At 47.4% G+C, this 24,322-nt stretch carries 23 protein-coding genes; 15 read left to right on the top strand and 8 right to left on the bottom strand.

Annotated features, from left to right (window positions below; genetic code table 11):
- The first annotated feature begins 11 nt into the window (after window positions 1–11).
- The 14 genes from L6R44_RS17020 to ugd all read left to right on the top strand — a co-directional run bounded on the left by L6R44_RS17020 (window position 12) and on the right by ugd (window position 15,927).
- Window positions 12–962, top strand: coding sequence for an NAD-dependent epimerase/dehydratase family protein (locus L6R44_RS17020; protein ID WP_237424881.1), 951 nt, complete (start codon window positions 12–14; stop codon window positions 960–962).
- On the top strand, window positions 962–2,005 hold the full coding sequence (locus L6R44_RS17015; RefSeq protein ID WP_237424880.1) for an MraY family glycosyltransferase: 1,044 nt from the start codon (window positions 962–964) through the stop codon (window positions 2,003–2,005). The genes L6R44_RS17020 and L6R44_RS17015 overlap by 1 nt, the downstream gene beginning before the upstream one ends.
- Entirely contained in the window at window positions 1,998–2,558 is a 561-nt protein-coding gene (locus tag L6R44_RS17010) for a PglD-related sugar-binding protein (protein WP_032641611.1), read from the top strand. Before L6R44_RS17015 ends, L6R44_RS17010 begins: the two co-directional genes overlap by 8 nt.
- A gap of 155 nt (window positions 2,559–2,713) precedes the next feature.
- On the top strand, window positions 2,714–4,483 hold the full coding sequence (locus L6R44_RS17005) for a polysaccharide biosynthesis protein (RefSeq protein WP_442876511.1): 1,770 nt from the start codon (window positions 2,714–2,716) through the stop codon (window positions 4,481–4,483).
- Between the two features lie 102 nt (window positions 4,484–4,585).
- A complete protein-coding gene (rfbB, locus tag L6R44_RS17000) occupies window positions 4,586–5,671 on the top strand; it encodes a dTDP-glucose 4,6-dehydratase (protein WP_237424926.1) in 1,086 nt (361 codons plus the stop codon).
- The gene (gene rfbD / locus L6R44_RS16995; RefSeq protein ID WP_237424878.1) at window positions 5,671–6,570 is read left to right on the top strand and encodes a dTDP-4-dehydrorhamnose reductase; all 900 of its coding nucleotides are present in this window, start codon (window positions 5,671–5,673) and stop codon (window positions 6,568–6,570) included. The genes rfbB and rfbD overlap by 1 nt, the downstream gene beginning before the upstream one ends.
- A gap of 52 nt (window positions 6,571–6,622) precedes the next feature.
- Entirely contained in the window at window positions 6,623–7,501 is an 879-nt protein-coding gene (gene rfbA / locus L6R44_RS16990; protein ID WP_237424877.1) for a glucose-1-phosphate thymidylyltransferase RfbA, read from the top strand.
- Window positions 7,502–7,504: 3 nt separating this feature from the next.
- Window positions 7,505–8,053, top strand: coding sequence for a dTDP-4-dehydrorhamnose 3,5-epimerase (rfbC, locus tag L6R44_RS16985; RefSeq protein ID WP_237424876.1), 549 nt, complete (start codon window positions 7,505–7,507; stop codon window positions 8,051–8,053).
- A gap of 62 nt (window positions 8,054–8,115) precedes the next feature.
- On the top strand, window positions 8,116–9,336 hold the full coding sequence (locus L6R44_RS16980; RefSeq protein WP_237424875.1) for an oligosaccharide flippase family protein: 1,221 nt from the start codon (window positions 8,116–8,118) through the stop codon (window positions 9,334–9,336).
- Window positions 9,333–10,499 (top strand): O-antigen polymerase, encoded by a 1,167-nt coding sequence (locus tag L6R44_RS16975; protein WP_237424874.1) that lies wholly within the window; start codon window positions 9,333–9,335, stop codon window positions 10,497–10,499. The genes L6R44_RS16980 and L6R44_RS16975 overlap by 4 nt, the downstream gene beginning before the upstream one ends.
- A complete protein-coding gene (locus L6R44_RS16970) occupies window positions 10,496–11,590 on the top strand; it encodes a glycosyltransferase WbsX family protein (protein WP_237424873.1) in 1,095 nt (364 codons plus the stop codon). Before L6R44_RS16975 ends, L6R44_RS16970 begins: the two co-directional genes overlap by 4 nt.
- A 6-nt stretch (window positions 11,591–11,596) precedes the next feature.
- On the top strand, window positions 11,597–12,466 hold the full coding sequence (locus L6R44_RS16965) for a rhamnosyltransferase (RefSeq protein ID WP_237424872.1): 870 nt from the start codon (window positions 11,597–11,599) through the stop codon (window positions 12,464–12,466).
- 665 nt (window positions 12,467–13,131) lie between these two features.
- Window positions 13,132–14,538, top strand: coding sequence for an NADP-dependent phosphogluconate dehydrogenase (gndA, locus tag L6R44_RS16960; protein WP_032641595.1), 1,407 nt, complete (start codon window positions 13,132–13,134; stop codon window positions 14,536–14,538).
- A 222-nt stretch (window positions 14,539–14,760) separates the two neighbouring features.
- Entirely contained in the window at window positions 14,761–15,927 is a 1,167-nt protein-coding gene (ugd, locus tag L6R44_RS16955; protein ID WP_032641594.1) for a UDP-glucose 6-dehydrogenase, read from the top strand.
- Between the two features lie 52 nt (window positions 15,928–15,979).
- Here the strand turns inward: ugd and L6R44_RS16950 are convergent, their stop codons facing one another.
- The gene (locus L6R44_RS16950) at window positions 15,980–16,984 is read right to left on the bottom strand and encodes an NAD-dependent epimerase (RefSeq protein ID WP_237424871.1); all 1,005 of its coding nucleotides are present in this window, start codon (window positions 16,982–16,984) and stop codon (window positions 15,980–15,982) included.
- A 193-nt stretch (window positions 16,985–17,177) separates the two neighbouring features.
- Here L6R44_RS16950 and wzzB point away from each other — a divergent pair, with 193 nt between their 5' ends.
- Complete coding sequence (gene wzzB / locus L6R44_RS16945) at window positions 17,178–18,158, top strand: LPS O-antigen chain length determinant protein WzzB (RefSeq protein WP_237424870.1); 981 nt, start codon at window positions 17,178–17,180, stop codon at window positions 18,156–18,158.
- Between the two features lie 43 nt (window positions 18,159–18,201).
- Here the strand turns inward: wzzB and hisIE are convergent, their stop codons facing one another.
- The 7 genes from hisIE to hisD are packed head-to-tail and all read right to left on the bottom strand — an operon-like array spanning window position 18,202 to window position 24,318.
- Window positions 18,202–18,813, bottom strand: coding sequence for a bifunctional phosphoribosyl-AMP cyclohydrolase/phosphoribosyl-ATP diphosphatase HisIE (gene hisIE / locus L6R44_RS16940; protein ID WP_237424869.1), 612 nt, complete (start codon window positions 18,811–18,813; stop codon window positions 18,202–18,204).
- Window positions 18,807–19,583, bottom strand: coding sequence for an imidazole glycerol phosphate synthase subunit HisF (gene hisF, locus L6R44_RS16935; RefSeq protein ID WP_237424868.1), 777 nt, complete (start codon window positions 19,581–19,583; stop codon window positions 18,807–18,809). The genes hisIE and hisF overlap by 7 nt, the downstream gene beginning before the upstream one ends.
- The gene (gene hisA / locus L6R44_RS16930) at window positions 19,565–20,302 is read right to left on the bottom strand and encodes a 1-(5-phosphoribosyl)-5-[(5-phosphoribosylamino)methylideneamino]imidazole-4-carboxamide isomerase (protein ID WP_237424867.1); all 738 of its coding nucleotides are present in this window, start codon (window positions 20,300–20,302) and stop codon (window positions 19,565–19,567) included. Before hisA ends, hisF begins: the two co-directional genes overlap by 19 nt.
- Complete coding sequence (gene hisH, locus L6R44_RS16925; protein WP_237424866.1) at window positions 20,302–20,892, bottom strand: imidazole glycerol phosphate synthase subunit HisH; 591 nt, start codon at window positions 20,890–20,892, stop codon at window positions 20,302–20,304. Before hisH ends, hisA begins: the two co-directional genes overlap by 1 nt.
- Window positions 20,892–21,959, bottom strand: a complete 1,068-nt coding sequence (hisB, locus tag L6R44_RS16920; RefSeq protein WP_237424865.1) for a bifunctional histidinol-phosphatase/imidazoleglycerol-phosphate dehydratase HisB — start codon at window positions 21,957–21,959, stop codon at window positions 20,892–20,894. The genes hisH and hisB overlap by 1 nt, the downstream gene beginning before the upstream one ends.
- Window positions 21,956–23,017 carry a histidinol-phosphate transaminase gene (hisC, locus tag L6R44_RS16915; protein WP_237424864.1) on the bottom strand — a complete coding sequence of 354 codons (1,062 nt, stop codon included), beginning with the start codon at window positions 23,015–23,017 and terminating at the stop codon, window positions 21,956–21,958. The genes hisB and hisC overlap by 4 nt, the downstream gene beginning before the upstream one ends.
- Window positions 23,014–24,318 carry a histidinol dehydrogenase gene (gene hisD, locus L6R44_RS16910; protein WP_237424863.1) on the bottom strand — a complete coding sequence of 435 codons (1,305 nt, stop codon included), beginning with the start codon at window positions 24,316–24,318 and terminating at the stop codon, window positions 23,014–23,016. The genes hisC and hisD overlap by 4 nt, the downstream gene beginning before the upstream one ends.
- Window positions 24,319–24,322 lie beyond the last annotated feature (4 nt).

The raw sequence follows: 24,322 nt of genomic DNA, 5'->3' as shown, positions 1-24,322 counted from the left end.
GCAGATAGGGGATGGCAATGAAAGTATTGGTGACGGGTGGCACCGGGTTTCTTGGTACTGCTTTAGTCCGGACGTTGAAATCATCAGGACATGAGGTGATATTAACAACGCGCAAACAGGGGAACCCTGAACAGGGAATTTACAACCTGGGAGATATCTCCGCCGATACCAACTGGGTTAACCTCCTTGAGGGATGCGAGACTGTCATTCATACTGCGGGGAGGGCGCATATTCTTAATGATGATGCACAGGATGCTTTGGCGGAATTTCGTCGGGTTAATCACGACGCGACCATGAAATTAGCGGCAGATGCCGCGACCAGCGGGGTGAAGCATTTTATTTTCGTCAGCTCGATTGGTGTCAACGGTAACGCTACCTCGGGGATCCCTTTTTCTGAAGCGTCAAAACCCCAGCCAACTTCTGATTATGCCATTTCTAAGCTTGAAGCCGAGCAAAGTCTGCTTAAAAATTTCTCTGGCAGCAACATGGCGATCACCATTGTTCGTCCTGCATTAATTTGCGGTGAAAATGCTCCAGGTAATATACAGCGTCTTTTGAAACTGGTGTCGAAAAACCTACCGTTACCATTTAAAAACGTGAAGAATAAGCGGGCACTTGTGTCGCTAGATAATGTCGTCAGCTTTATCAGTGAGTGCGTAATTAATGAAAAATCAAAAAATCAGCTCTATCTGCTCGCAGATGCAGAACGACCTTCAACTGAAGATATGATTAATGCCTTTGCTTCAGGCATGAACATTAAAGCGAAAGTTATCTATTTCCCTAAGGTAATCCTGAAAATATTGCTTTCCGCTGCAGGTAAAGGCGGAATTTACGATCAGTTATTTGGCGATCTGGAAGTTGATGCCACCAAATCTCGGGAGCATTTAAACTGGACTCCTCCAATAACGCTTTATGAAACGATGAGAAAAACGGCGAACTATTATATCGAAGGTAGCAAATAATGATGAATTTGGGGATTGTGATATTCGCTTTTTTAGTGTCATGCGCACTGACTTGGGGATTGCGAGGTTATGCTATTAAGCATAACGTTATTGATCGTCCAAACCAGCGAAGTTCGCATTCTGTGCCAACGCCTCGTGGTGGTGGCGTAGCGATCGTCCTGACGGTCCTCGTTGCTTTAGTATACTTTTATTTTAACCAAACGTTTACGTTGGAGAACTTCCTGGGCCTATTTATTCCAGGCGTGATTGTTGCAATCATCGGTTTCCTTGACGATCATGGTCATATTGCGGCTCGCTGGCGCCTGTTGATGCATTTCCTTGCTGCTGCAATTGGTATTTATTTCTTGGGTTCCTTCCCTGTAATTACGCTTTTTAGTTACGATCTATCCTTATCCTGGATTGGTATGATTCTGGGCTGTGTGTATCTGGTCTGGATGCTGAACTTATATAATTTCATGGACGGGATTAATGGCCTGGCCAGCGCAGAAGCAATCACGTTTGCCGCATGCAGTGCGATATTGATTGTTGTAAGCCAGTACACGGACCTCCCTGGAAGTATTTATCCGCTGACGTTGGCCCTTATCGGTGGCGCGGCAGGCTTTATTGTCTGGAATTTTCCAGTAGCGAAAATCTTCATGGGCGATGCCGGGAGTGGTTTCCTAGGGATAACCATTGGGCTGATGATCCTCCATATTGCGAAAGTAGACACCCATTTCTTTATCGCGGAATTATGTTTGCTAGGCGTATTTATCGTCGATGCAACGACAACGTTGCTAAGAAGGCTCGTGGCGGGTAAAAAGGTCTATGAAGCGCATGCCAGTCATGGCTATCAAATTCTCGCTAGAAAATATGGCAGTCATGTTCCGGTGACAATGATGGCGATCGCCGTCAACCTGCTGTGGCTTTTCCCGATCGCCTTCCTTATCGCCTCAGCCAAAATTGATGGCGTTGTTGGGTTGATTATTGCCTGGCTCCCGCTTTTCGCAGTAGCACTCAAATGCGGTGCAGGCGTAAAAGACAAAGAGAGCAACGTCAATGCATGACCTAATGATTTTAGGTGCAGGTGGGCATGGAAGAACCCTGTACGAGATGGCGGGACTTCTGGGGTATGAGGATATCGTTTTCCTTGACGATAATAGATCACCAATCGTTGATACTAACAAACTTATCATCGGGAAAATTTCCGAACTAAAATTACACATCAAAAATGCCAATCACATAGCTATCGGAATTGGGAATAATACAATCAGAGAACAACTCTTTCGGCAGCTTATTAGCTTAGGTATTTCCCCCGTAACGCTTATACACCCCTTTGCATTTGTCAGTCCATCGGCAACGATTTCAGATGGCGCGGTTGTATTAGCAGGCGCAGTGGTTGGTGCCAATTCGAAATTAGGGGCGGGTACGATTGTAAATAGTCATTCGACAGTAGATCATGATTCTATTCTGGATGATTTTTCCCACTTAGGGGTAGGTGTCCATCTTGCTGGAGGTGCTGTCATTGGTAAGTCAGCGTTTCTGCAGGCGGGTACTGTCGGTGGGTATAATACAAAAGTAGACGATTACTCAGTGTGTCCTGCTGGTACTATTTTATAAACTGAATGCAAGCTTTAACGAGGCGACCAGTTTTAAGTATGCTAAATTATTTAATATCTTTGCCCAGACCAATAAAACGGATTATTACACTTTCGATAGATGTTGTACTTCTTTTATGCGCATTTTGGTTTGCATTTTGGGTACGCATTGATTCAATGACGCCGATATATAGTGCGAAATATTGGTTATTTATATTTTCGATAATCATCGTAACTTTGGCGATATTTGTAAAATTAGGACTTTATCGAGCTGTTATTCGCTATATAACTGCAAAAATATTATTGGTTGTTACAGTAGGGATGGTTATATCATCCATTTTGCTTATTGTTGCAGCATTTTATACCAATCTCTTTCTGCCAAGAACGATTCCATTTATTTATTTCTCCTTCGGATTACTGCTCATTGCCGGATCACGACTTGGGATGAGAATGCTGGTAAATCGTGGGTTAAACCTGGGCACTCGGGTGGTAATTTATGGTGCTGGGGCATCGGGCCGTCAATTACTACCTGCGCTGAGCCAGATGGATGAATACTATCCAGTAGCTTTCGTCGATGACAACCGTGCTCTGCAAGGTCAGGTCATTCATGGTGTCAGCGTTTTCGCCCCGGAAAAACTGCCATGGTTAGTTGAGAAATACGAAGCGAAAAAGATTCTGCTTGCCATGCCAAGCGCCAGTCGAGCCAGGAAGAACGAAGTCATTAAAACACTGGAAGGTTTGCCGTGCGAGGTACTCTCCATTCCCGGCATGGTCGATCTGGTGGAGGGGAAAGCGCGTATTGATGCATTGCGCAAAGTGGTTATTACCGATCTGCTGGGCCGCGATCCCGTTTCACCGATTCCGGAATTGGTGTCTCGTAATATTAACGGGAAAACGGTCATGGTTACCGGGGCAGGGGGATCGATTGGTTCGGAGCTTTGTCGACAGATAATTAAAAATAAACCGAACCAGCTTATTCTTTTCGAATTGTCCGAGTTCTCACTTTATTCCATCGACTCGGAGCTGCGTAATCTGAATCTGAGCCAGAATCTTCAGGTTAAAATTTATCCTATTCTCGGTAATGTTCAGGATAAAGAGCATCTCGAAAGATTAATCAACGCATTTAACGTTAATACGATTTATCACGCTGCGGCCTACAAGCATGTACCGCTTGTCGAATTCAACGTTCTTGACGGAGTTCGCAATAATATCTTTGGTACGCTGAGCTGTGCACAGGCTGCAGCGCGCTGCGGTGTAGAAAACTTTGTCTTAATTTCGACTGATAAAGCCGTGCGGCCGACCAATACAATGGGGGCGACCAAACGAATGGCTGAGTTAGTGCTTCAGGCGCTAGCGAAAGAATCCAGTAAAACTTGCTTTAGCATGGTTCGCTTCGGCAATGTACTAGGCTCGTCGGGTTCTGTCGTGCCACTGTTTGAAAAACAAATAGCTGCGGGTGGTCCCGTGACGCTGACCCATGAGAATATTACGCGCTACTTTATGACGATTCCTGAAGCGGCGCAGTTGGTAATCCAGGCGGGAGCTATGGGGACGGGCGGCGATGTCTTTGTTCTGGATATGGGTGAACCCGTCAAGATTATAGAGCTTGCGCATCGCATGATTACCCTTCAAGGGCTCACCGTTCGTGATGATAAAAATCCGTACGGTGATATTGAGATAAAAACGACGGGCCTACGTCCAGGTGAGAAACTTTATGAAGAGTTACTTATCGGCGACAATGTGTCTGTCACGCAGCACCCGCGAATAAGGACTGCTAACGAAGTGATGTTGCCGTGGAATGAGATGAGCATTATTCTCCACGACCTCGACAAGGCCTGCCGCGATTTCGACTACGAACGCGTACGTGAGATCCTGTTGCAAGCACCTGCAGCGTTCAATCCAACCGATGGTATCTGCGATTTACTTTGGAATGAAAAGATAAGTTAAAATAGCAGATTGTGCTTTCCTCCGCCCTGAATGCTTGCCGATAGCTACCGGGGCGATGGAATGTAATTGATTGTTTCTGAAAACATTAAGAGCGAAATAAACGTGAAAATTCTGGTCACTGGTGGAGCAGGCTTTATTGGGTCTGCAGTGGTACGACACATTATTAATGATACACAAGATTCTGTTATCAACGTCGATAAGCTGACTTATGCAGGTAATCTTGAATCGCTGGCTGATGTCTCACACAGCGATCGCTATCATTTTGAACATGCCGATATCTGCGACAGCGACGCCATGGCGCGTATTTTTGCAGAGCACCAGCCGGATGCTGTGATGCATCTGGCCGCTGAGAGCCACGTTGATCGCTCGATTACCGGCCCGGCAGCTTTTATAGAGACTAACATTCTTGGCACCTATGTGCTGTTGGAAGCGAGCCGCAAGTACTGGTCTGAGTTAAGTGCTGATAAAAAAGCGTCATTCCGTTTCCACCATATCTCCACAGATGAAGTGTATGGCGATCTTCCGCACCCGGATGAGATTGCAGGGGGCTCTAAACTGCCTCTCTTTACTGAAACTACCGCTTATGCCCCAAGCAGCCCATATTCTGCGTCTAAAGCGTCAAGCGACCATTTGGTCCGTGCCTGGCTTCGCACTTACGGCTTCCCGACCATAGTGACTAACTGTTCAAACAACTACGGTCCTTACCACTTCCCTGAAAAACTTATCCCACTGGTCATTCTCAATGCGTTGGATGGTAAAGCCTTGCCGGTTTACGGTAAAGGAGACCAGATTCGCGACTGGCTATATGTTGAAGATCACGCCCGTGCATTATATACCGTGGTGACGAAGGGTAAGATTGGGGAAACCTATAACATCGGCGGCCACAATGAAAAACAAAATCTTGATGTAGTAAACACCATCTGCTTCCTGCTGGATGAGATTGTGCCGAAAGAAGGCTCCTATCGTGACCAGATAACGTATGTTGCCGACCGTCCGGGCCACGATCGCCGCTACGCGATTGATGCAGAGAAAATTGGTAAGGAACTTGGCTGGAAGCCCCAGGAAACCTTCGAAAGCGGCATTCGCAAAACCGTAGAATGGTACCTGGCGAACACACAATGGGTAGAGAACGTAAAAAGCGGTAGCTACAAGTCCTGGATTGAAGAAAATTATGGAGATCGTACCTGATGAATATTCTTCTTTTCGGTAAAACCGGTCAGGTGGGTTGGGAGCTTCAACGTGCTCTTGCACCTCTGGGTAATTTGATTGCTGTTGACGTCAATTCTCAAGAGTATTGCGGCGATTTCAGTAATCCTGAGGGTGTTGCAGAAACTGTGCGTCGTATTAAGCCAGATGTGATCGTTAACGCAGCTGCGCACACCGCCGTTGATAAGGCTGAGTCAGAACCTGAATTCGCTCAGCTTCTGAATGCCACAAGTGTCGAGGCGATTGCCAAAGAGGCACAGAAATTAGGTGCCTGGGTTATTCATTACTCTACTGATTACGTATTTCCGGGTAATGGAACTACACCTTGGCTGGAAACTGACGCTACTGCGCCGCTCAATGTTTATGGTGAGACCAAACTAGCGGGTGAAAAAGCATTAAGCGAAAATTGCTCACGCCATTTGATCTTCCGTACTAGCTGGGTTTATGCCGGCAAAGGGAATAACTTTGCGCGTACTATGTTACGACTGGCAAAAGAGCGTTCTGAGTTGTCTGTGATTAACGACCAATTTGGTGCACCCACAGGAGCCGAATTATTAGCGGACTGCACGGCTCATGCAATTCGGGTTGCTCTGAATAAACCTGAAGTAGCAGGAACTTATCACCTGGTTGCCAGTGGTACGACAACCTGGTTCGACTATGCCTCTCTGGTATTCGAAGAGGCGCGTGCAGCAGGGATTGAATTGGCATTAAACCAGCTTCATGGGGTTGCGACCAGCGCGTACCCTACGCCTGCTAAACGCCCGGCAAACTCCCGTCTGAATACTTCAAAGTTTCAGGAGAATTTCGACCTTGTACTGCCACAGTGGGAGACTGGGGTTAAGCGTATGCTGACTGAGTGGTTCACAGCGACTGCGATTTAATGATGATCAAGATGCCTGGGTATGGGCATCTCACGAATATAGAGATGATGAAATGAAAACGCGTAAAGGTATTATTCTGGCGGGTGGCTCTGGTACTCGTCTGTATCCAGTGACCATGGCTGTTAGTAAACAGTTATTGCCTATTTATGATAAGCCGATGATTTACTATCCGCTTTCAACGCTGATGCTGGCTGGTATTCGAGATATTTTAATTATTAGTACTCCGCAGGATACACCGCGTTTTGAACAACTTCTGGGTGATGGAAGCCAGTGGGGGCTAAATCTGCAATACAAAGTCCAGCCAAGCCCGGATGGCCTGGCGCAGGCTTTCGTTATTGGCAAAGAATTCATTGGTAACGATGATTGTGCCCTGGTGTTGGGCGATAACATTTTCTATGGCCACGACCTTCCTAAATTGATGGATGCCGCGGTTAATAAAGAAAATGGTGCAACGGTCTTTGCCTATCACGTGAACGATCCTGAGCGTTACGGTGTTGTCGAGTTTGATAAAAATGGAACCGCCATCAGCCTCGAAGAAAAACCGCTGGAGCCGAAGAGTAATTATGCGGTGACAGGGCTGTATTTCTACGACAACAGTGTCGTTGAAATGGCAAAAAATTTGAAACCTTCAGCACGTGGTGAGCTAGAAATCACGGATATTAACCGTATTTATATGGAGCAAGGAAAGCTTTCCGTAGCTATGATGGGGCGTGGTTTTGCCTGGCTTGATACAGGGACTCACCAGAGTCTAATTGAAGCGAGTAATTTCATTGCAACCATTGAAGAGCGTCAGGGACTTAAAGTTGCTTGCCCTGAAGAAATTGCCTATCGCAAAGGGTTTATTGATGCTGAGCAGGTTAAAAAACTTGCCGCGCCTTTATCAAAAAACCAATATGGACAATATTTGTTGAAAATGATCAAAGGTTATTAACTGATGAATATTATTAAAACAGAAATCCCAGAAGTATTAATCTTTGAGCCGAAAGTATTTGGTGATGATCGTGGTTTCTTCATGGAAAGTTTCAATCAGAAAATTTTCGATGAAGCTGTGGGTAAAAGTGTTAATTTTATTCAAGATAATCATTCTAAATCCAGTAAAAATGTGCTACGTGGATTGCACTATCAACTACAACCCTATGCTCAAGGTAAATTGGTACGCTGCGTTGTAGGCGAAGTTTTCGATGTCGCTGTCGATATTCGCAAAGACTCAAAATATTATGGGAAATGGGTTGGAGTACATTTATCTGCCGAAAACAAAAAACAGTTATGGATTCCTGAGGGTTTTGCTCATGGATTTTACGTATTAAGCGATACAGCAGAGTTTGTATACAAAACCACTAGTTACTATTCCCCTGAACATGAACGTTCAATTTTATGGTCAGATAGTGAACTGAATATTGAATGGCCAATTAACCATGGTTGTTTACCGAGCTTGTCTTCAAAAGATCTTGTTGGTAAAGCTTTCAGAGATTCAGATTATTAATTTCTGCTTAGGCCTGTAAATATAATGCAGGCTTTTTTCGTTTAACTGAGTGTATCATACCAGTGAAAAAAAACATTATATTGCTGTTTTTTGTTCAGGCGTCAAACTATTTATTCCCTCTGCTAACGCTTCCTTATTTAATGCGTGTTTTGGGAGCGGAAAATTTTGGCGTTGTAGCTATGGCTCAGGCGTGGATACAATACATTATAATTTTTGTTGATTATGGGTTTAACTTTAGTGCAACATTGTTAGTATCAGTCAATAAAAATAAACAATCTAAAATAAACTCTATTTATACAGCAGTAACTGTAGCAAAGATAGTATTATTCTTGATAGTGTTATGTGCTTTTTCTATATATGTTATATTTAATGGTACGAATGTATACTCTTATTTAATTCTATTAGGGATGATATCCGTAATTGGAACAGTCTTATTTCCCGTCTGGCTTTTTCAAGGGATTGAAAAAATGCAGGGTATTGCGATCTGTACAACTATTGCAAAATGCATTTCTCTAATGCTGATATTCCTTTTAGTAAAAACACCGGAAGATATGAACATGGCCGTTATCAGTCAATCATCAGGAATGTTTTTCTCGGGGGTTTTGGCATGTTTCTTTATAAAAAAACAGAAACTGGCAAGGTTTACAAAAGTTTCAACAAAAGAAATATATTCGGTTTTATCCAAGGGGTTTGACCTTTTTGTATCAAATATAACGATTAGTTTCTATACAACTTTAAATATATTAATTATTGGGTATTTTGGTGGGCCTGCGTTAGCTGGTTATTTCTCTGCAGCAGATAAAATCCGAACTGCTGCACAAGGTTTAATGAGTCCGGTTCAACAAGCGATGTTTCCACGTGTCAGTTCATTGATCAATGAAGGTAAAGAGCTCACAGAAATCTTTAGATTATATGGAAAGAAATTTATTGCGTTTGGGATGTTAATTTCGATTTCTATTGCTATTGTTGGTTTTCCAGTATCTCTCTATTATTACAGTGCTGAATATCGCATATCCTCAATGATATTACTACTGATGTCACCTTTGCCATTAATTGTCTCAATAGGTGTTGTATTTGGGCAGTGGTGGTTGATACCTAATAATTTAACAAGAATTGTCAGGAAAACATATCTTGCTGTAAGCTTTATGCACGTTGTAGTTTCTATTATACTAATACATTTTACTCCAGTATATGGAGTGACCATTAGCGTGATTATAACAGAAATAACTGTTTCGGCTATTTTTGTCTTAGCTAGTTTTAATAGCAGAAAGAGATCAAAATGATTAAACCAAGGCCTAGAAATCCAGCTGGTTATTTAAGTCTTTATGTTATTGTTTCATTAGTATTATGGCTTTCACAAAATAGCCTATATAGAACATTTGACTCTGGCTTGATGATCCTGATTGTTGCTTACTTATACTTTTTTTTAGGATGTTATATTGGTAATAAAACAATAAGATCCAATCGGCAAATAATAACGGCAAGCAATCAACCAATAGTTAATTTTACCGTACAGATAAAAGTTTTACTTGTTATCAATTTATTGATATTAGTTTATCTGTCTCTACTTTTTAAGGATATAATATCAAGTGGTATATCTTTCGCGGACTATAGAGATAGTTTATTTAAAGACCAATCAATAAAAGAATATTATGGTTCATTTGCAGCATATCTATTTGTTTTTTCAACCTTAGTACCTCTCTTCGGTATCAGTTATGGGCTGTATTTAAAAATTAATAAAAACAGATCCACTATTTTATTTTTCTCTTTTTTAATGTTGATTGCAAAAGAAAGTATTTTAATTTCAAGATACTATGTATTCGCCCCGATGCTTGCAGCAATATTGGTTTTATATTGTTATGATAACAAAATGACCTTGAAAAAGGTTATATTTGCTCTTGTTATATTTTTGATGTTACTCTTAGCCATATTTGCTTTCAGAGGTGATAGTGATCTAAGTCAGAGCCTAGTTAATACTCGTAATTATGCTGTTGCCGGTTACTCACTTTTTACTCATGCAATTGATAGCGGTGATATTGAAACATTTTATGACCTATCTAGCCCATTTTCATTTTTAGGTATAGTCGGGTCAAAGTTTTATGATCAAAGTGCGTTCTTCGCAAAAGTACAGAATTTTGTTCTTTTAGGAAATTCTGGATATTTTAATGCCTTCTATACATCCTTATTATTACCTTTTTTATATTTTGGTAGTATAGGATTGTCTTTATTAAGTTTGGTATATGGATATATTGTATCGAGAAATCACAAACTATTTGTTTGTAAAAACTCATTCCTTAACTTTAACTCTCTCTTTGCTTTGATTGTTATTTTCTTTTCTCATCAGTTTTTGCCAGTGCAGCTATCCTTTTTTTGGGATTATTTTCTTATCTCAATATCAGTTCATTTTATTGTAGCGTGTTATAGAAATTTAAGGAGCAATTTTTGAAAACGTTAGCATTTTATCTTCCGCAATTTCATGAGATTGAAGAAAATAATAAGTGGTGGGGCAAAGGATTCACAGAATGGGTTAATGTCAAAAAAGCCACACCTCTTTTTAAAAATCATAATCAGCCTAGAGAACCACTGAATGACTATTATTATAATTTGCTCGAGGTAGAAACGTTAAAATGGCAGTCGGAAATCGCAAAAAAACACCACATTGACGGTTTTTGTTTTTATCATTATTGGTTTAATGGTAAGCGCCTATTGGATAAACCAGCTGAACTACTTTTAGATAATAAAGATATAGATCTCCCGTTCCTGTTCTCATGGGCTAACGAACCATGGACGCGTAGCTGGGATGGCAGTCATCGTGATGTTATCATGCCCCAAAGTTATGGGGATGAATCAGACTGGTTAAATCATTTTAATTATCTCAAGCCATTTTTCGAAGACGAAAGATATATTAAACATAATGGGAAGCCTGTTTTTCTTTTATATCGTTCTGCTAGCTTCGAAAAATGTAACGAGTGGATCCAATATTGGCGTAAATTGGCTAGAGAAACTTCGTTCGGTGACATCCATTTTGTTTCCACACTCACTTCTTTCGTTCAAGATCATCGTAAGCTAGATTTTGATGCAGAATTGAATTTTGAACCCATGTGTACTTTTGAACACAATATGGGGAAAGTTAAGCCGCTGGTGCGAAAGGTCGTCGGAAGAATAAAGCGTATTTCTAATGAAAAGTTGAAAACAAATTACGTTGAGCAAATATTATCTTATCAGTCAGTCTGGGATAAAATACTTGAAAAAGATTTTAGTGAGACACATTACTCTGGTGCATTTGTTGATTGGGACAACACGCCAAGGAAAAAAACTAAATCGTTGGTTATGAAAGGAAGTAACCCTCAAGTATTTAAGAGTAATTTTGACAACCTTTATAAAAAATCTGTCACAGCTAATGTTCCATACTTATTTATAAATGCATGGAATGAGTGGGCTGAAGGCACTTATCTTGAGCCTGATAAAAAAAATGGTTATGGTTATTTGGAAGCAGTAAAAGAAACTGTTGAAAAATACAAAGAAATTAATAGGTAAACGGCCGTGATTAGTTCTGTAACTGTAACATTTAATCCTGACATTCTTTGTTTAGAAAAACAGTTTCTGTCTTTGCAAGACCAGATAGATACTGCTGTAATTATAGATAATTGTTCTCGGAATTATAAAGATATAAAAGAACTAGCAGATAAATTTGATTTCAAATTAATCAGTTTGCCAGTAAATATGGGACTTTCCTATGCACAAAATATTGGTATCGAAAACGCAATATCACGCGGTGCTGATTATTTATTACTGCTTGATCAAGACAGTGTGCTAGGAGCTAATTTTATTAGCGCCATGAGCCAGATATATACCCAGTATAATGTTGGTATTCTGGGGCCCTCGTTTTATGATCCACACACGAACGAACTCTATTGGGGCACTAATTATATTGGCCCTTTCATTAAACGAACGGCGATACAAGAAATAACCGATGTAACTTATGTTATTGCTTCTGGCTCCTTCTTTTCTTCCGAAGTTTTCAAAAGAGTTGGCAAGATGGAAGAAGCACTTTTTGTGGATTATATTGATGTTGAGTGGGCTCTGCGTGCCAAAAAATTAGGGTATCGTGTGGCAATGACTAATAAAGCATCAATGGCTCACACGATCGGTGATTCAAGGCTGAATTTATTAGGGCGCAAAATATCTGTTCATAGTCCCATGCGACGTTACTTCCTGGTAAGGAATAGTTTCTTTATGATTAGGAAACCATATATTCCTTTGGGATATAAAATTCGCGAGATTTTCTTGAATTTTGTTCGCGCAGGAATATCTTTAATTCTTAACAAAGAAAAAAAGAAAACGTTGATGATGATATTTTACGGTGTCTATGATGGTCTTTCAGGTAGATTCGGTCCATTTAATAGAAATTAATATAAGTTCTATGTCTCGTTGCGAGTTGGTGGGAGTGAGTAACAATATACTCATTGAACTGATTCTAAAAACATGAGAACTCTTTATTTGATTACATGCGCGAATGAAATTGGTGGTGTTCATACTCGTTTGCGTAATATGACATCCACTTAGTAAATGATGGTCAATAAGTTAATCATTGAAGACAGAGTACTCTGGTTGATGAATTTAGCGCCTTTGAAGTGAAGGTTTATATTATAGCAGAGTTTTCAAGGAAATGTTGCCTTGTTAAGGAAATCATAAGCGTTATAATTACACGCAAACTTATAAAATAATCTCCTCAGCATGTGATTGCTCTTCATTCTTCTAGCGCAGGAATCGTAATGAGTTCTTCTCTGAAAACTTCTCATTCAACGCAATGTATAATAAAACTCAGAGCTTTATCAAAAAGCAATAAATAATAAACATAATAAGTGTTTCGATTTGTTATTTGTCATGATTAAGTTTAAATATAAATAAATCATACCTGTACTTTTCCTAAGGTTTATAATATATCCAGTTTTGTGTCGTCTTGGGTGATCAAGGCCACAAATGCCTATCTCTGACCCCGATTTATGAGTTAAGATTCTTGCAAATTATATCTGTCGGGGTTACCCGACAGTGACCACACCTGACAGGAGTATGTAATGTCCAAGCAACAGATCGGCGTTGTCGGTATGGCAGTGATGGGGCGCAACCTGGCGCTCAACATCGAAAGCCGTGGTTATACCGTCTCCGTTTTCAATCGCTCCCGTGATAAGACCGAAGAAGTGATTGCCGAAAATCCAGGCAAGAAACTGGTTCCTTTCTATACGGTTAAAGAGTTCGTTGAGTCTCTGGAAACACCTCGTCGTATCCTGTTAATGGTGAAAGCGGGCGCAGGTACCGATGCAGCCATCGACTCCCTGAAGCCATACCTCGAAAAAGGTGACATCATCATTGATGGCGGTAATACCTTCTTCCAGGACACCATCCGTCGTAACCGTGAGCTGTCTGCTGAAGGCTTCAACTTCATCGGTACCGGTGTATCCGGTGGTGAAGAGGGCGCGCTGAAAGGCCCGTCTATCATGCCTGGCGGCCAGAAAGATGCATACGAACTGGTTGCGCCTATCCTGACCAAAATCGCAGCCGTCGCTGAAGATGGCGAGCCTTGCGTAACCTATATCGGTGCGGACGGTGCAGGTCACTATGTGAAAATGGTGCACAACGGTATCGAATATGGCGACATGCAGCTGATTGCGGAAGCGTATTCCCTGCTGAAAGGCGGCCTGAACCTCTCTAACGAAGAGCTGGCTGAAACCTTCACCGAGTGGAACAAAGGCGAGCTGAACAGCTACCTGATCGACATCACCAAAGATATCTTCACGAAAAAAGATGAAGAGGGTAAATACTTGGTTGATGTGATTCTGGATGAAGCAGCCAACAAAGGTACCGGTAAATGGACCAGCCAGAGTTCGCTGGATCTGGGCGAGCCGCTGTCTCTGATCACCGAGTCCGTCTTCGCTCGCTACATCTCTTCTCTGAAAGAGCAGCGCGTTGCGGCATCAAAAGTGCTGTCAGGCCCACAGGCCAAACCAGCCGGTGATAAAGCTGAATTCGTTGAGAAAGTGCGTCGTGCCCTGTACCTGGGTAAAATCGTCTCTTACGCGCAGGGCTTCTCTCAGCTGCGTGCCGCATCAGACGAGAACAACTGGGATCTGAACTACGGCGAAATCGCCAAGATCTTCCGCGCGGGTTGCATCATTCGTGCGCAGTTCCTGCAGAAAATCACCGATGCCTACGCTGAAAACGCCGGTATCGCCAACCTGCTGCTGGCTCCGTACTTCAAGAAAATTGCGGACGAATATCAGCAGGCGCTGCGTGATGTGGTGGCCTATGCAGTTCAGAACGGGATTCCGGTTCCGACCTTCTCTGCTGCAGTAGCCTACTACGACAGCTACCGTTCAGCCGTTCTGCCTGCCAACCTGATTCAGGCACAGCGTGACTACTTCGGCGCGCATACTTACAAACGCACCGATAAAGAAGGCGTGTTCCATACCGAATGGATGGAATAATTTAACTACACGCTATTCGCAACCCGGAGCCTGTCTCCGGGTTTTTTTTGCAAAAAATGTCGCCTGTTATTCGAAGTAGTCCGAATCTCATCCTGCTCGAAGCGATTACTCCTGGTTTGCCTTGACAGTTAACTTTGCCAGGAGGTACAAAGCCCAACAGTTATGTTTATCGCGATGGTCTGGCGACCATCAGTACAGTTAACTCACAGAAGTCATTAGCGAATGAAAATAACAATCTCCGGAACAGGGTATGTCGGTCTTTCTAACGGCATTCTGATTGCTCAAAATCATGAAGTGGTTGCGCTGGATATCGTGCAGGCCAAAGTGGATATGCTCAATCAGAAAAAATCGCCGATTGTGGATAAAGAAATCCAGGACTATCTCAGCAATAAATCGCTGAATTTCCGCGCCACGACAGATAAAGAAGATGCATACCGCAATGCGGATTACGTCATCATTGCAACGCCTACTGACTACGATCCTAAAACCAACTATTTCAATACCTCAACGGTAGAAGCGGTGATCAAGGACGTTATTGCGATCAACCCTAATGCGGTGATGGTCATTAAATCAACCATTCCTGTTGGGTTTACCAAATCTATTAAAGAAAAGTTCGGTATTGATAATATCTTCTTCTCGCCGGAATTCCTGCGTGAGGGGAGAGCCCTTTACGATAACCTGCATCCTTCCCGTATCGTGATTGGCGAACGTTCCGAGCGCGCTGAGCGCTTTGCCGCTCTGCTTCAGGAAGGCGCAGTGAAGAAAGATATTCAGGTGCTGTTCACTGATTCCACCGAGGCGGAGGCGATTAAGCTTTTCGCAAACACGTATCTCGCAATGCGGGTAGCTTACTTTAATGAGCTCGACAGCTATGCAGAAAGTCTTGGGCTGAACACCCGCCAGATTATTGAAGGTGTCTGTCTCGATCCACGCATTGGCAACCACTACAACAACCCGTCATTTGGCTACGGCGGTTATTGCCTTCCGAAAGACACGAAGCAGCTGCTGGCAAACTATCAGGCGGTGCCGAATAACCTGATTTCGGCGATTGTTGATGCTAACCGTACGCGCAAAGACTTTATCTCCGATTCCATCCTCGCGCGCCAGCCGAAAGTGGTCGGCGTTTATCGTCTGATCATGAAGAGCGGTTCCGATAACTTCCGCGCCTCTTCCATTCAGGGGATCATGAAGCGTATCAAGGCGAAAGGGGTTGAGGTTGTCATCTATGAGCCAGCCATGCCGGACGACCAGTTCTTCAATTCCCGGGTGATCCGCGATCTGGATGCCTTCAAGAAAGAAGCCGATGTCATCATCTCAAACCGCATGGCGGAAGAGCTGGCTGACGTGGCGGATAAGGTTTATACCCGCGATCTCTTTGGTAGCGATTGATTCTCTGTTTTATCCTGTAAAAAACCCGGCTGATACGCCGGGTTTTTTATGTTCAGACGTTATAGTAGTCGCGATACCAGTCAACGAAGTTTTTCACGCCATCTTTAACCGAGGTCTGCGGCTTAAATCCAATTGCGTCATAAAGTGGCTGGGTGTCGGCGCTGGTTTCCAGTACATCCCCGGGCTGGAGCGGCATCATATTTTTTTCCGCTTTTTTACCCAGAGCGTCCTCCAGGGCGAGAATATAGTCCATGAGTTCTACGGGTGAACTGTTACCGATGTTGTAAACCCGGTATGGCGCCGAGCTGGTCGCCGGTGAGCCTGTCTCCACCGTCCATTCGCTGTCTGCTTGCGGAATGACATCCTGCAGGCGAATAATCGCTTCAGCAATATCATCAATGTAGGTGAAGTCGCGCTTCATCTTACCGTAGTTATAGACATCAATGCTTTTGCCTTCAATCATCGCTTTCGTAAATTTGAATAGCGCCATGTCCGGGCGTCCCCATGGACCGTACACGGTAAAGAAGCGCAGGCCGGTAGTCGGCAGGTTATAGAGATGCGAATAGGTATGCGACATCAGCTCATTGGCTTTTTTGGTCGCGGCATAAAGAGACACCGGATGGTCAACGGAATCGTCAGTGGAGAAAGGCATCTTGCGGTTGAGACCATAAACGGAGCTGGATGAGGCATAAAGAAGATGCTGAACGTTGTTATGCCGGCAGCCTTCGAGCACGTTGAGGTGGCCAATCAGGTTGGCTTCCGCGTAAACGTGAGGGTTTTCCAGGGAGTAGCGTACCCCCGCCTGTGCGGCCAGATGAATAACGCGATCAAACTTCTCGCGCGCGAAAAGCGCTGCCATACCTTCGCGATCGGCTAACTCCAGCTTGTGGAAGGTGAAGCTCTCGGAATTTAGCAGTTCCAGCCGCGCCAGCTTCAGATTGACATCGTAGTAGTCATTCAGATTATCAACACCAACAACCTGATGACCCGCCTCAAGGAGGCGTTTACTGACATTCGCACCAATAAAACCCGCTGCACCCGTGACCAAAAATTTCATAGCTTCCCTCATAAACCTGTCTTCTTACTGACGCCATAGCGCATCATATGGGGGCTATGATAGCGCGAAGGGTGAAAGTTACATAACCCATCTTTCCGATATTACTCATCGGATTCTTATAGAAATATCCACAGCATTGGATAAACTATACAAACAAAATTAAGTTTGCCCTTTTTTATCAGTTAGGGATTGTATGACGCAAAACAACAATAGCCAGGTCAGCCGAAGCAATGAGCCTGAGCAAATTGATTTACTTGATTTAATGCTGCAACTGTGGCGTGGGAAGTGGACGATAGCAATCTTTGTTGTTGTTTTTATTGCCCTGGCTGTAGGATATCTGTCTGTTGCGAAAGAAAAATGGACGTCAAGTGCGATTATCGCGCAACCTGATGCGGCTCAAATTGCAACTTATTCCAACGCATTGAACATCCTGTATGGTAGTGCTGCTCCTTCCATGACGGACATTCAAACGCGCGCGATTGGTCGTTTCAATTCTTCCTTCTCTGCGTTGGCGCAGGCACTTGAAAACCAGGAAGAACCTGAAAAACTGACCATCGAACCTGCTGTTAAGGGAGAAGCGTTACCTTTAAGTGTTTCCTATACCAGCACTTCATCCGAAGCTGCACAAAAACAGCTGGCGCAATACATTCAGCAGGTTGATGAGCAAACGGCGAAAGAACTTGCCGTTGACCTTAAGGACAATATCAAGGAACAGATCAAGACCCTGAACGATTCTCTGCAAAACCAGGAGAAGGTTGCTCAGGAGCAGAAAGATCTGCGTATCAAACAGATTGCTGAGGCGCTGAAAAACGCTGAGGCTGCTAAAATCACCTCCCCGCAGATTCAACAAACCCAGGATGTGACGCAGGAGACGATGTTCCTGCTGGGAAGCGAGGGGCTGAAATCAATGATTGAAAACGAAGCTACGCGTCCACTGGTCTTTTCCGCTGCATACTATCAGACCAGGCAGAACTTACTGGATATTCAAAACCTGAACGTCAACCCGGACACAGTCCACGTATACCGTTACGTGATGAAACCGGATCTGCCAGTTCGTCGTGACAGTCCGAAAAAAGCTGTTATTTTGATCCTCTCCGTTTTGCTTGGTGCTGTGGTCGGTTCTGCTGTTCTACTAGGCCGCAACGCATTGCGCAACTACAAGCCTAAAGCTTGATTCACATCAGATATAAAAAAACCGGGGAATTTCCCCGGTTTTTTTACTTGTGACGCTTACGAAGATTCTCTATCACAGCAGTCAAATCCAGCTGCTGATCCTGCAGCAGTACGAGCAGGTGATACATCAGGTCAGACGCTTCATTCGTCAGCTCATCGCGGTCATGTACCGTCGCGGCCAGGGCCGTTTCCACGCCTTCTTCACCCACCTTTTGCGCAATACGCTTAGTCCCGCTGGCGTACAGCTTCGCGGTATATGAACTTTCAGGATCGGCAGTTTTACGCTCTGCCAGCAGCTGTTCAAGTTGATACAGGAACAGCCACTGGTGACTCGCCTCGCCGAAGCAGCTGCTGGTGCCCTTATGGCAGGTTGGGCCGATTGGGTTGGCCAGCACAAGCAGGGTGTCGTTATCGCAGTCCGGCGCCATGCTGACCACATTCAGGAAATGACCTGATGTTTCACCTTTCGTCCACAGTCGCTGTTTGGTGCGGGAGAAGAAAGTCACCTTGCCGCTGTCGAGGGTTTTCGCCAGCGCGTCCTGGTTCATATATCCCAGCATCAGCACTTCGCCTGATACGGCATGCTGGACAACCACCGGCAGTAATCCGTCGGTTTTTTCCCAGTCCAGCTGCGCCTGTTGTTGCTCTGTTAACATACCCTGATCTCCACTCCCTGGTCGGCCAGGAACGTTTTTAACTCACCAATATTAATAATCTGCTTGTGGAACACGGACGCGGCCAGCGCGCCGTCCACGTTCGCGTCGCGGAAGGCTTCCAGGAAGTGTTCCATGGTGCCCGCGCCGCCGGAGGCAATCAGCGGAACGTGGCAGATCGCGCGGACCTTTTTCAGCTGCTCGAGGTCATACCCGTTACGCACGCCGTCCTGGTTCATCATGTTGAGGACAATCTCGCCCGCGCCACGCTTCTGCACTTCCTGCACCCAGTCGAGCGTTTCCCACTGCGTCACGCGCGTGCGGTTTTCATCGCCGGTATACTGGTTGACGTGGTACTTCCCCGTGGCGGCGTCATACCAGGTATCGATCCCCACCACAATGCACTGCACGCCAAAGCGATCGGCCAGACGGGTAATCAGCTCCGGATCGGCCAGGGCAGGGGAGTTGATGGAAATCTTGTCGGCGCCAAAAGAGAGAATTTTGGCGGCGTCGTCTGCAGACTTAATGCCGCCCGCCACGCAGAACGGAATGTCGATCACTTCCGCCACGCGCGCGACCCAGCTTTTATCGACCACGCGGCCATCGCTGGATGCGGTGATATCGTAAAAGACCAGCTCGTCTGCGCCTTCATCGGCATAGCGTTTTGCCAGCGGGACGATGTCGCCAACGATTTCATGGTTGCGGAACTGCACGCCTTTCACGACCTGACCATCGCGTACGTCCAGGCAAGGAATTATCCGTTTTGCCAGCATTGGATCGCCTCCGTTACAGTAAATTTACCTTCCAGCAGGGCCCGGCCCACAATCACGCCCTTTACGCCGGTTCCGCGCAGCGCGGCCACGTCGCCTATATCACCAATTCCGCCCGAAGACTGGAACGCCACCTGCGGATAACGCGCACAAACCTCTTCGTACAGCGAGACGTTGGAGCCCGCCAGCGTACCGTCGCGGGAGATGTCCGTGCACAACACGTGTTTGAGACCAACGGGCAGATACATGTCAACCAGCTCTTCCAGCGTCACGCCGGAGTTTTCCTGCCAGCCGCTCACGGCCACCTGCTTATTGCCCTGTTCGTCAATGCGAACGTCCAGCGCCAGCACCAGGGCATCGGCACCAAAGCGGCGGAACCAGCCTTTCACGGTCGCAGGATCTTTCACGGCGGTTGACCCCACCACCACGCGGGCCACGCCAGCGGCCAGCAGCGCCGCGACGTCATCTTCAGTACGCACGCCGCCGCCGACCTGGACGGGCACATCAACACCGGCAACAAGGTGTTTAAGCAGCGCGATCTGACGTTTTGCCGGATCTTTCGCACCGGTCAAATCCACCAGGTGCAGTACCTGCGCACCCTGAGCGGCATAATCCTGCAGACGCGGCAGCGGATCGTTTCCGTAGTCGCGCTGCTGGCCGTAATCACCCTGATGAAGACGGACAACCGTGCCGTCAATTAAATCTAACGCGGGAATAATCATCACATCTCCAGGAAGTTTTTCAGCAGCTGCGCGCCTGCGGCACCCGAGCGCTCCGGGTGAAACTGCACGCCGAAGAAATTGTCTTTCTGTACGGCTGCCGTAAACGCCTCGCCGTAATTGCACTGGGCGATCGTATTCACGTTCACCGGCATGGCGTAGCTGTGCACGAAGTAAAAATACGCGCCGTCTTCTATGCCGCGAAACAGACGGTCGCCCGCCTTGGCGTAAACGCGGTTCCAGCCCATATGCGGCAGAGGCAGGCCGTGGTCGGTCATTTTCGGCACGTCTTCGTCAATGATGCCTAGCAGCTCAACGCCGTTACTCTCTTCACTGCGGCGGCCGAGGATCTGCATCCCTAAGCAAATCCCCAGCACCGGCTGGGTACAGGCTTTGATTAGATCGACCAGCTCGCGTTCGCGAATTTGATCCATTGCCGCCTGCGCGGTGCCCACGCCCGGCAGGAATAGCTTGTCGGCGCGCAGCACCACGTCCGGGTCACGGCTGACCACCGGCTCATAGCCGTGGCGCGCAATCGCCGATTTGACGGAGTTCAGGTTGGCGCATCCGGTATCCAGAATCACCACGTTCATTACAGCACTCCTTTCGATGAAGGCAGAGCGTCACCGTCCACGCGAATCGCCTGGCGAAGGGTACGGCCAAAGGCTTTAAACAGGCTTTCCACCCGATGGTGATCGTTTTTACCTTTGGTCTTCAGGTGCAGCGTCAGGCCCATGGTGTAGGACAGGGAGCGGAAGAAGTGTTCCACCATTTCGGTGCTGAGATCGCCCACGCGCTGGTAGGTGAAGTCGGCTTTATACTCCAGGTGCGGACGACCGGAGATGTCCATCGCGCAGCGCGCCAGACACTCGTCCATCGGCAGGACAAAGCCGAAGCGGTTGATGCCGCGCTTGTCGCCGAGCGCCAGCTTCAGGGCTTCGCCCAGCGCCAGGCCGGTGTCTTCCACGGTGTGGTGATCGTCGATATAGAGGTCGCCTTTTACCGCGATCTCCATGCGGAAGCCGCCGTGGGTGGCAATCTGGTCCAGCATATGGTCGAAGAAACCGACGCCGGTGTGGATCTTGCTGCCGCCTTCACGGTCCAGCCAGACCTTCACGTCAATCTGCGTCTCTTTGGTGTTGCGCTCAACGTGGGAATAGCGGTCACGTTTTGTCAGCTGCTCGCCAATCTTCGCCCAGTTAAGGCTGTTGCGGTCGTAGCGAAGCCCCGCAATGCCCATGTTTTCCGCCAGCGTAATATCGGTAATGCGATCCCCGATGACGTAGCTGTTGGTTTTATCCAGCGCATCATCCGCCAGGTAGCGCTCGACCAGCTTCACCTTTGGCTTACGGCAGTCGCACTCATCGGCCGGCATGTGCGGGCAAATCAGTACCTCATCAAATATCACGCCCTGAGAGGTCAGCACCTGCATCATCAGATTATGCGGGCCGTCAAAGTCCGCCTGCGGGAAGCTGTCGGTACCCAGGCCGTCCTGGTTGGTGATCATCACCAGCCGGTATCCGGCCTTTTGCAGCTTGAGCAACACTGGTATCACGTCCGGTTCAAAAGCCAGCTTGTCGAATCGGTCAACCTGAAAATCGGCTGGTGGCTCCGAAATAAGGGTGCCGTCACGATCGATGAAAAGGATCTTCTGGGTCATACTTTCTCCGCTTTCAGGGCGTCAATCACGCGCTGGCTCTCTGCACGGGTGCCGATGGTAATGCGCAGGCAGCCGCTCAGGGATGGTTGTTTATTCTGGTCACGTAAGATAATGCCCTGATCCCATAAAGATTTAAATACGGCGCTGGAGGCGGTGAAGCGCACCAGGATGTAGTTCGTTTCCGAGTCGAACACCTGCTCTACGCAGGGAATCTCCTTCAGAGCGGTCACCAGATACTGACGTTCCACCAGGATTTGCGCCACGCGCTCGCGCATCGCGTTGATGCCCTGGGGCGTCAGCGCCTGGGCCGCAATATCGGCAACCGGCGTGGAAAGCGGATACGGGGCGATGACTTTCAGCAGCAGGTCGATGACCGCTTTATTCGCCAGGGTGAATCCGCAGCGCAGACCCGCGAGGGCAAAGGCTTTCGACAGCGTACGCAGGACGACCAGGTGCGGATATTCTTCCAGCCAGCCTGCCAGTGTCGCCTGCGGGCAGAACTCGATGTAGGCTTCGTCGGCCACCACCAGCGCTTTACCGCGGGTCATCTCCAGCAGGGTGCGGATATCCTGCGGGTTGATAATCTGTCCGGTGGGGTTGTTCGGGCTACAGACAAACACGACTTTTACGCCATCAAGACTGTCGGCAATGCCCTGCAAATCCAGCTGCCAGTTGTCCAGCGCCTGCACGTTGCGGCACGCCACGCCGAAGGTTTCCGCGCTGACGCTGTACATGCCGTAGGTCGGCTGGCAGTACATCACCGCGTCTTTGCCCGGCTCGCAGAAGGCGCGGATCAGCAGCTCAATCCCTTCATCCGCGCCGCGGCTGACAAGCACCTGCTCGGGCTTTACGCCTGCGTACTGCGCGTAGTTTTCAATCACCGCTTTCGGCTGGCATTCCGGATAGCGGTTCAGCGTCTGCTGCGACAGCTCGAACTGCACCGCGGTCGGGAATTCGTTAGCGTTCAGCCAGACATCACCTTTGCCGCCCAGACGGCGCGCGGACTGATAAGGCGTCAGGCGACGGACATTTTCGCGGGCTAACTCTTCAATGTTCATGCTTGCTCCTTCAGGGCTGCAACGCGCAGCGTAACGGCATTTTTGTGGGCGGTCAGTCGCTCGGCGGCGGCCAGGGTTTCAATGGTGGACGCCAGGGAGGCAAACCCTTCGCGGGAGAGCTCCTGCACGGTCATGCGTTTCTGGAAATCCGCCAGGCCCAGGCTGGAACAGGTAGAGGTGTAGCCATACGTCGGCAGCACGTGGTTGGTGCCGGAGGCGTAATCGCCCGCGGATTCCGGTGACCAGTCGCCGAGGAACACCGAGCCCGCGCTGGTAATGCCGTCGACCAGATCGCGCGCGTTGCGGGTCTGAATAATCAGGTGCTCCGGGCCGTACTGGTTGGAGATGGCAATGCACTGGTCCAGGTCGCGCGCCACAATCAGGCGGCTGGCCGCTAACGCCTGGCGTGCCGTGTCGGCCCGGGGCAGGTCGGCAAGCTGACGCTCCACGGCCTCACCCACGCGTTTCGCCATATCGGCATCCGGCGTCAGCAGGATGACCTGCGAGTCCGGGCCGTGTTCAGCCTGTGAAAGCAGGTCGGAGGCCACGAAATCCGGCGTTGCGCCGCTGTCGGCAATCACCAGCACCTCAGACGGACCGGCAGGCATATCGATGGCCGCACCGTCCAGACGCTGGCTGACCTGGCGCTTGGCTTCGGTCACGTAGGCATTGCCGGGGCCAAAGATCTTATCGACCTTTGGAATGGATTCGGTGCCGAACGCCAGAGCTGAAATCGCCTGCGCGCCGCCCACTTTATAGACCGCCTGCACGCCGCACAGCTTTGCCGCATAGAGGATCTCGTCGGCAATCGGCGGCGGGGAGCAGAGCACCACTTTCTGACACCCGGCAATGCGCGCGGGAGTCGCCAGCATCAGTACGGTGGAGAAAAGCGGCGCAGAGCCGCCGGGAATATAGAGGCCAACGGACGCAACCGGGCGCGTCACCTGTTGGCAACGCACGCCGGGCAGGGTTTCGACATCCACGGTCTGGAGCTTTTGCGCGGTGTGGAAGGTATCAATGTTCTTCACCGCCACGGCCATTGCCTGCTTGATGTCGTCACCCAGACGATTGCTGGCATCAATGATTTCCTGCTCTGTAACCCTCAGCGCGCCGACTTCGGCTTTATCAAACTTCGCGCTGTATTCACGCAGCGCGTCATCGCCGCGGGCTTTGACGTTATCCAGGATCTCCGCCACGGTGCGCGAGATGCTTTCAGAGGCGGAAATCGCCGGGCGCATCAGCAGCTCGCGCTGCTCTGCGTCGCTACGGGTATTCCAGTCGATGATTGCGTTGAAGCTCATGGCC

The sequence above is a fragment of the Enterobacter cloacae complex sp. ECC445 genome, assembly GCF_021892025.1.
In the GTDB taxonomy this organism is placed as follows: domain Bacteria; phylum Pseudomonadota; class Gammaproteobacteria; order Enterobacterales; family Enterobacteriaceae; genus Enterobacter; species Enterobacter chengduensis.
Note: the sequence above shows the minus strand (reverse complement) of the source record. Positions and strands in the feature narration are given on the sequence as shown.

What these genes read in the sequence shown, in the direction of transcription:
- L6R44_RS17020 (WP_237424881.1), top strand. Translation starts at nt 12, where the DNA reads ATGGCAATGAAAGTATTGGTGACGGGTGGCACCGGGTTTCTTGGTACT.
- L6R44_RS17015 (WP_237424880.1), top strand. Translation starts at nt 962, where the DNA reads ATGATGAATTTGGGGATTGTGATATTCGCTTTTTTAGTGTCATGCGCA.
- L6R44_RS17010 (WP_032641611.1), top strand. Translation starts at nt 1,998, where the DNA reads ATGCATGACCTAATGATTTTAGGTGCAGGTGGGCATGGAAGAACCCTG.
- L6R44_RS17005 (WP_442876511.1), top strand. Translation starts at nt 2,714, where the DNA reads ATGACGCCGATATATAGTGCGAAATATTGGTTATTTATATTTTCGATA.
- rfbD (WP_237424878.1), top strand. Translation starts at nt 5,671, where the DNA reads ATGAATATTCTTCTTTTCGGTAAAACCGGTCAGGTGGGTTGGGAGCTT.
- rfbA (WP_237424877.1), top strand. Translation starts at nt 6,623, where the DNA reads ATGAAAACGCGTAAAGGTATTATTCTGGCGGGTGGCTCTGGTACTCGT.
- rfbC (WP_237424876.1), top strand. Translation starts at nt 7,505, where the DNA reads ATGAATATTATTAAAACAGAAATCCCAGAAGTATTAATCTTTGAGCCG.
- L6R44_RS16975 (WP_237424874.1), top strand. Translation starts at nt 9,333, where the DNA reads ATGATTAAACCAAGGCCTAGAAATCCAGCTGGTTATTTAAGTCTTTAT.
- gndA (WP_032641595.1), top strand. Translation starts at nt 13,132, where the DNA reads ATGTCCAAGCAACAGATCGGCGTTGTCGGTATGGCAGTGATGGGGCGC.
- ugd (WP_032641594.1), top strand. Translation starts at nt 14,761, where the DNA reads ATGAAAATAACAATCTCCGGAACAGGGTATGTCGGTCTTTCTAACGGC.
- L6R44_RS16950 (WP_237424871.1), bottom strand. Translation starts at nt 16,984, where the DNA reads ATGAAATTTTTGGTCACGGGTGCAGCGGGTTTTATTGGTGCGAATGTC.
- wzzB (WP_237424870.1), top strand. Translation starts at nt 17,178, where the DNA reads ATGACGCAAAACAACAATAGCCAGGTCAGCCGAAGCAATGAGCCTGAG.
- hisIE (WP_237424869.1), bottom strand. Translation starts at nt 18,813, where the DNA reads ATGTTAACAGAGCAACAACAGGCGCAGCTGGACTGGGAAAAAACCGAC.
- hisF (WP_237424868.1), bottom strand. Translation starts at nt 19,583, where the DNA reads ATGCTGGCAAAACGGATAATTCCTTGCCTGGACGTACGCGATGGTCAG.
- hisA (WP_237424867.1), bottom strand. Translation starts at nt 20,302, where the DNA reads ATGATTATTCCCGCGTTAGATTTAATTGACGGCACGGTTGTCCGTCTT.
- hisH (WP_237424866.1), bottom strand. Translation starts at nt 20,892, where the DNA reads ATGAACGTGGTGATTCTGGATACCGGATGCGCCAACCTGAACTCCGTC.
- hisB (WP_237424865.1), bottom strand. Translation starts at nt 21,959, where the DNA reads ATGACCCAGAAGATCCTTTTCATCGATCGTGACGGCACCCTTATTTCG.
- hisC (WP_237424864.1), bottom strand. Translation starts at nt 23,017, where the DNA reads ATGAACATTGAAGAGTTAGCCCGCGAAAATGTCCGTCGCCTGACGCCT.
- hisD (WP_237424863.1), bottom strand. Translation starts at nt 24,318, where the DNA reads ATGAGCTTCAACGCAATCATCGACTGGAATACCCGTAGCGACGCAGAG.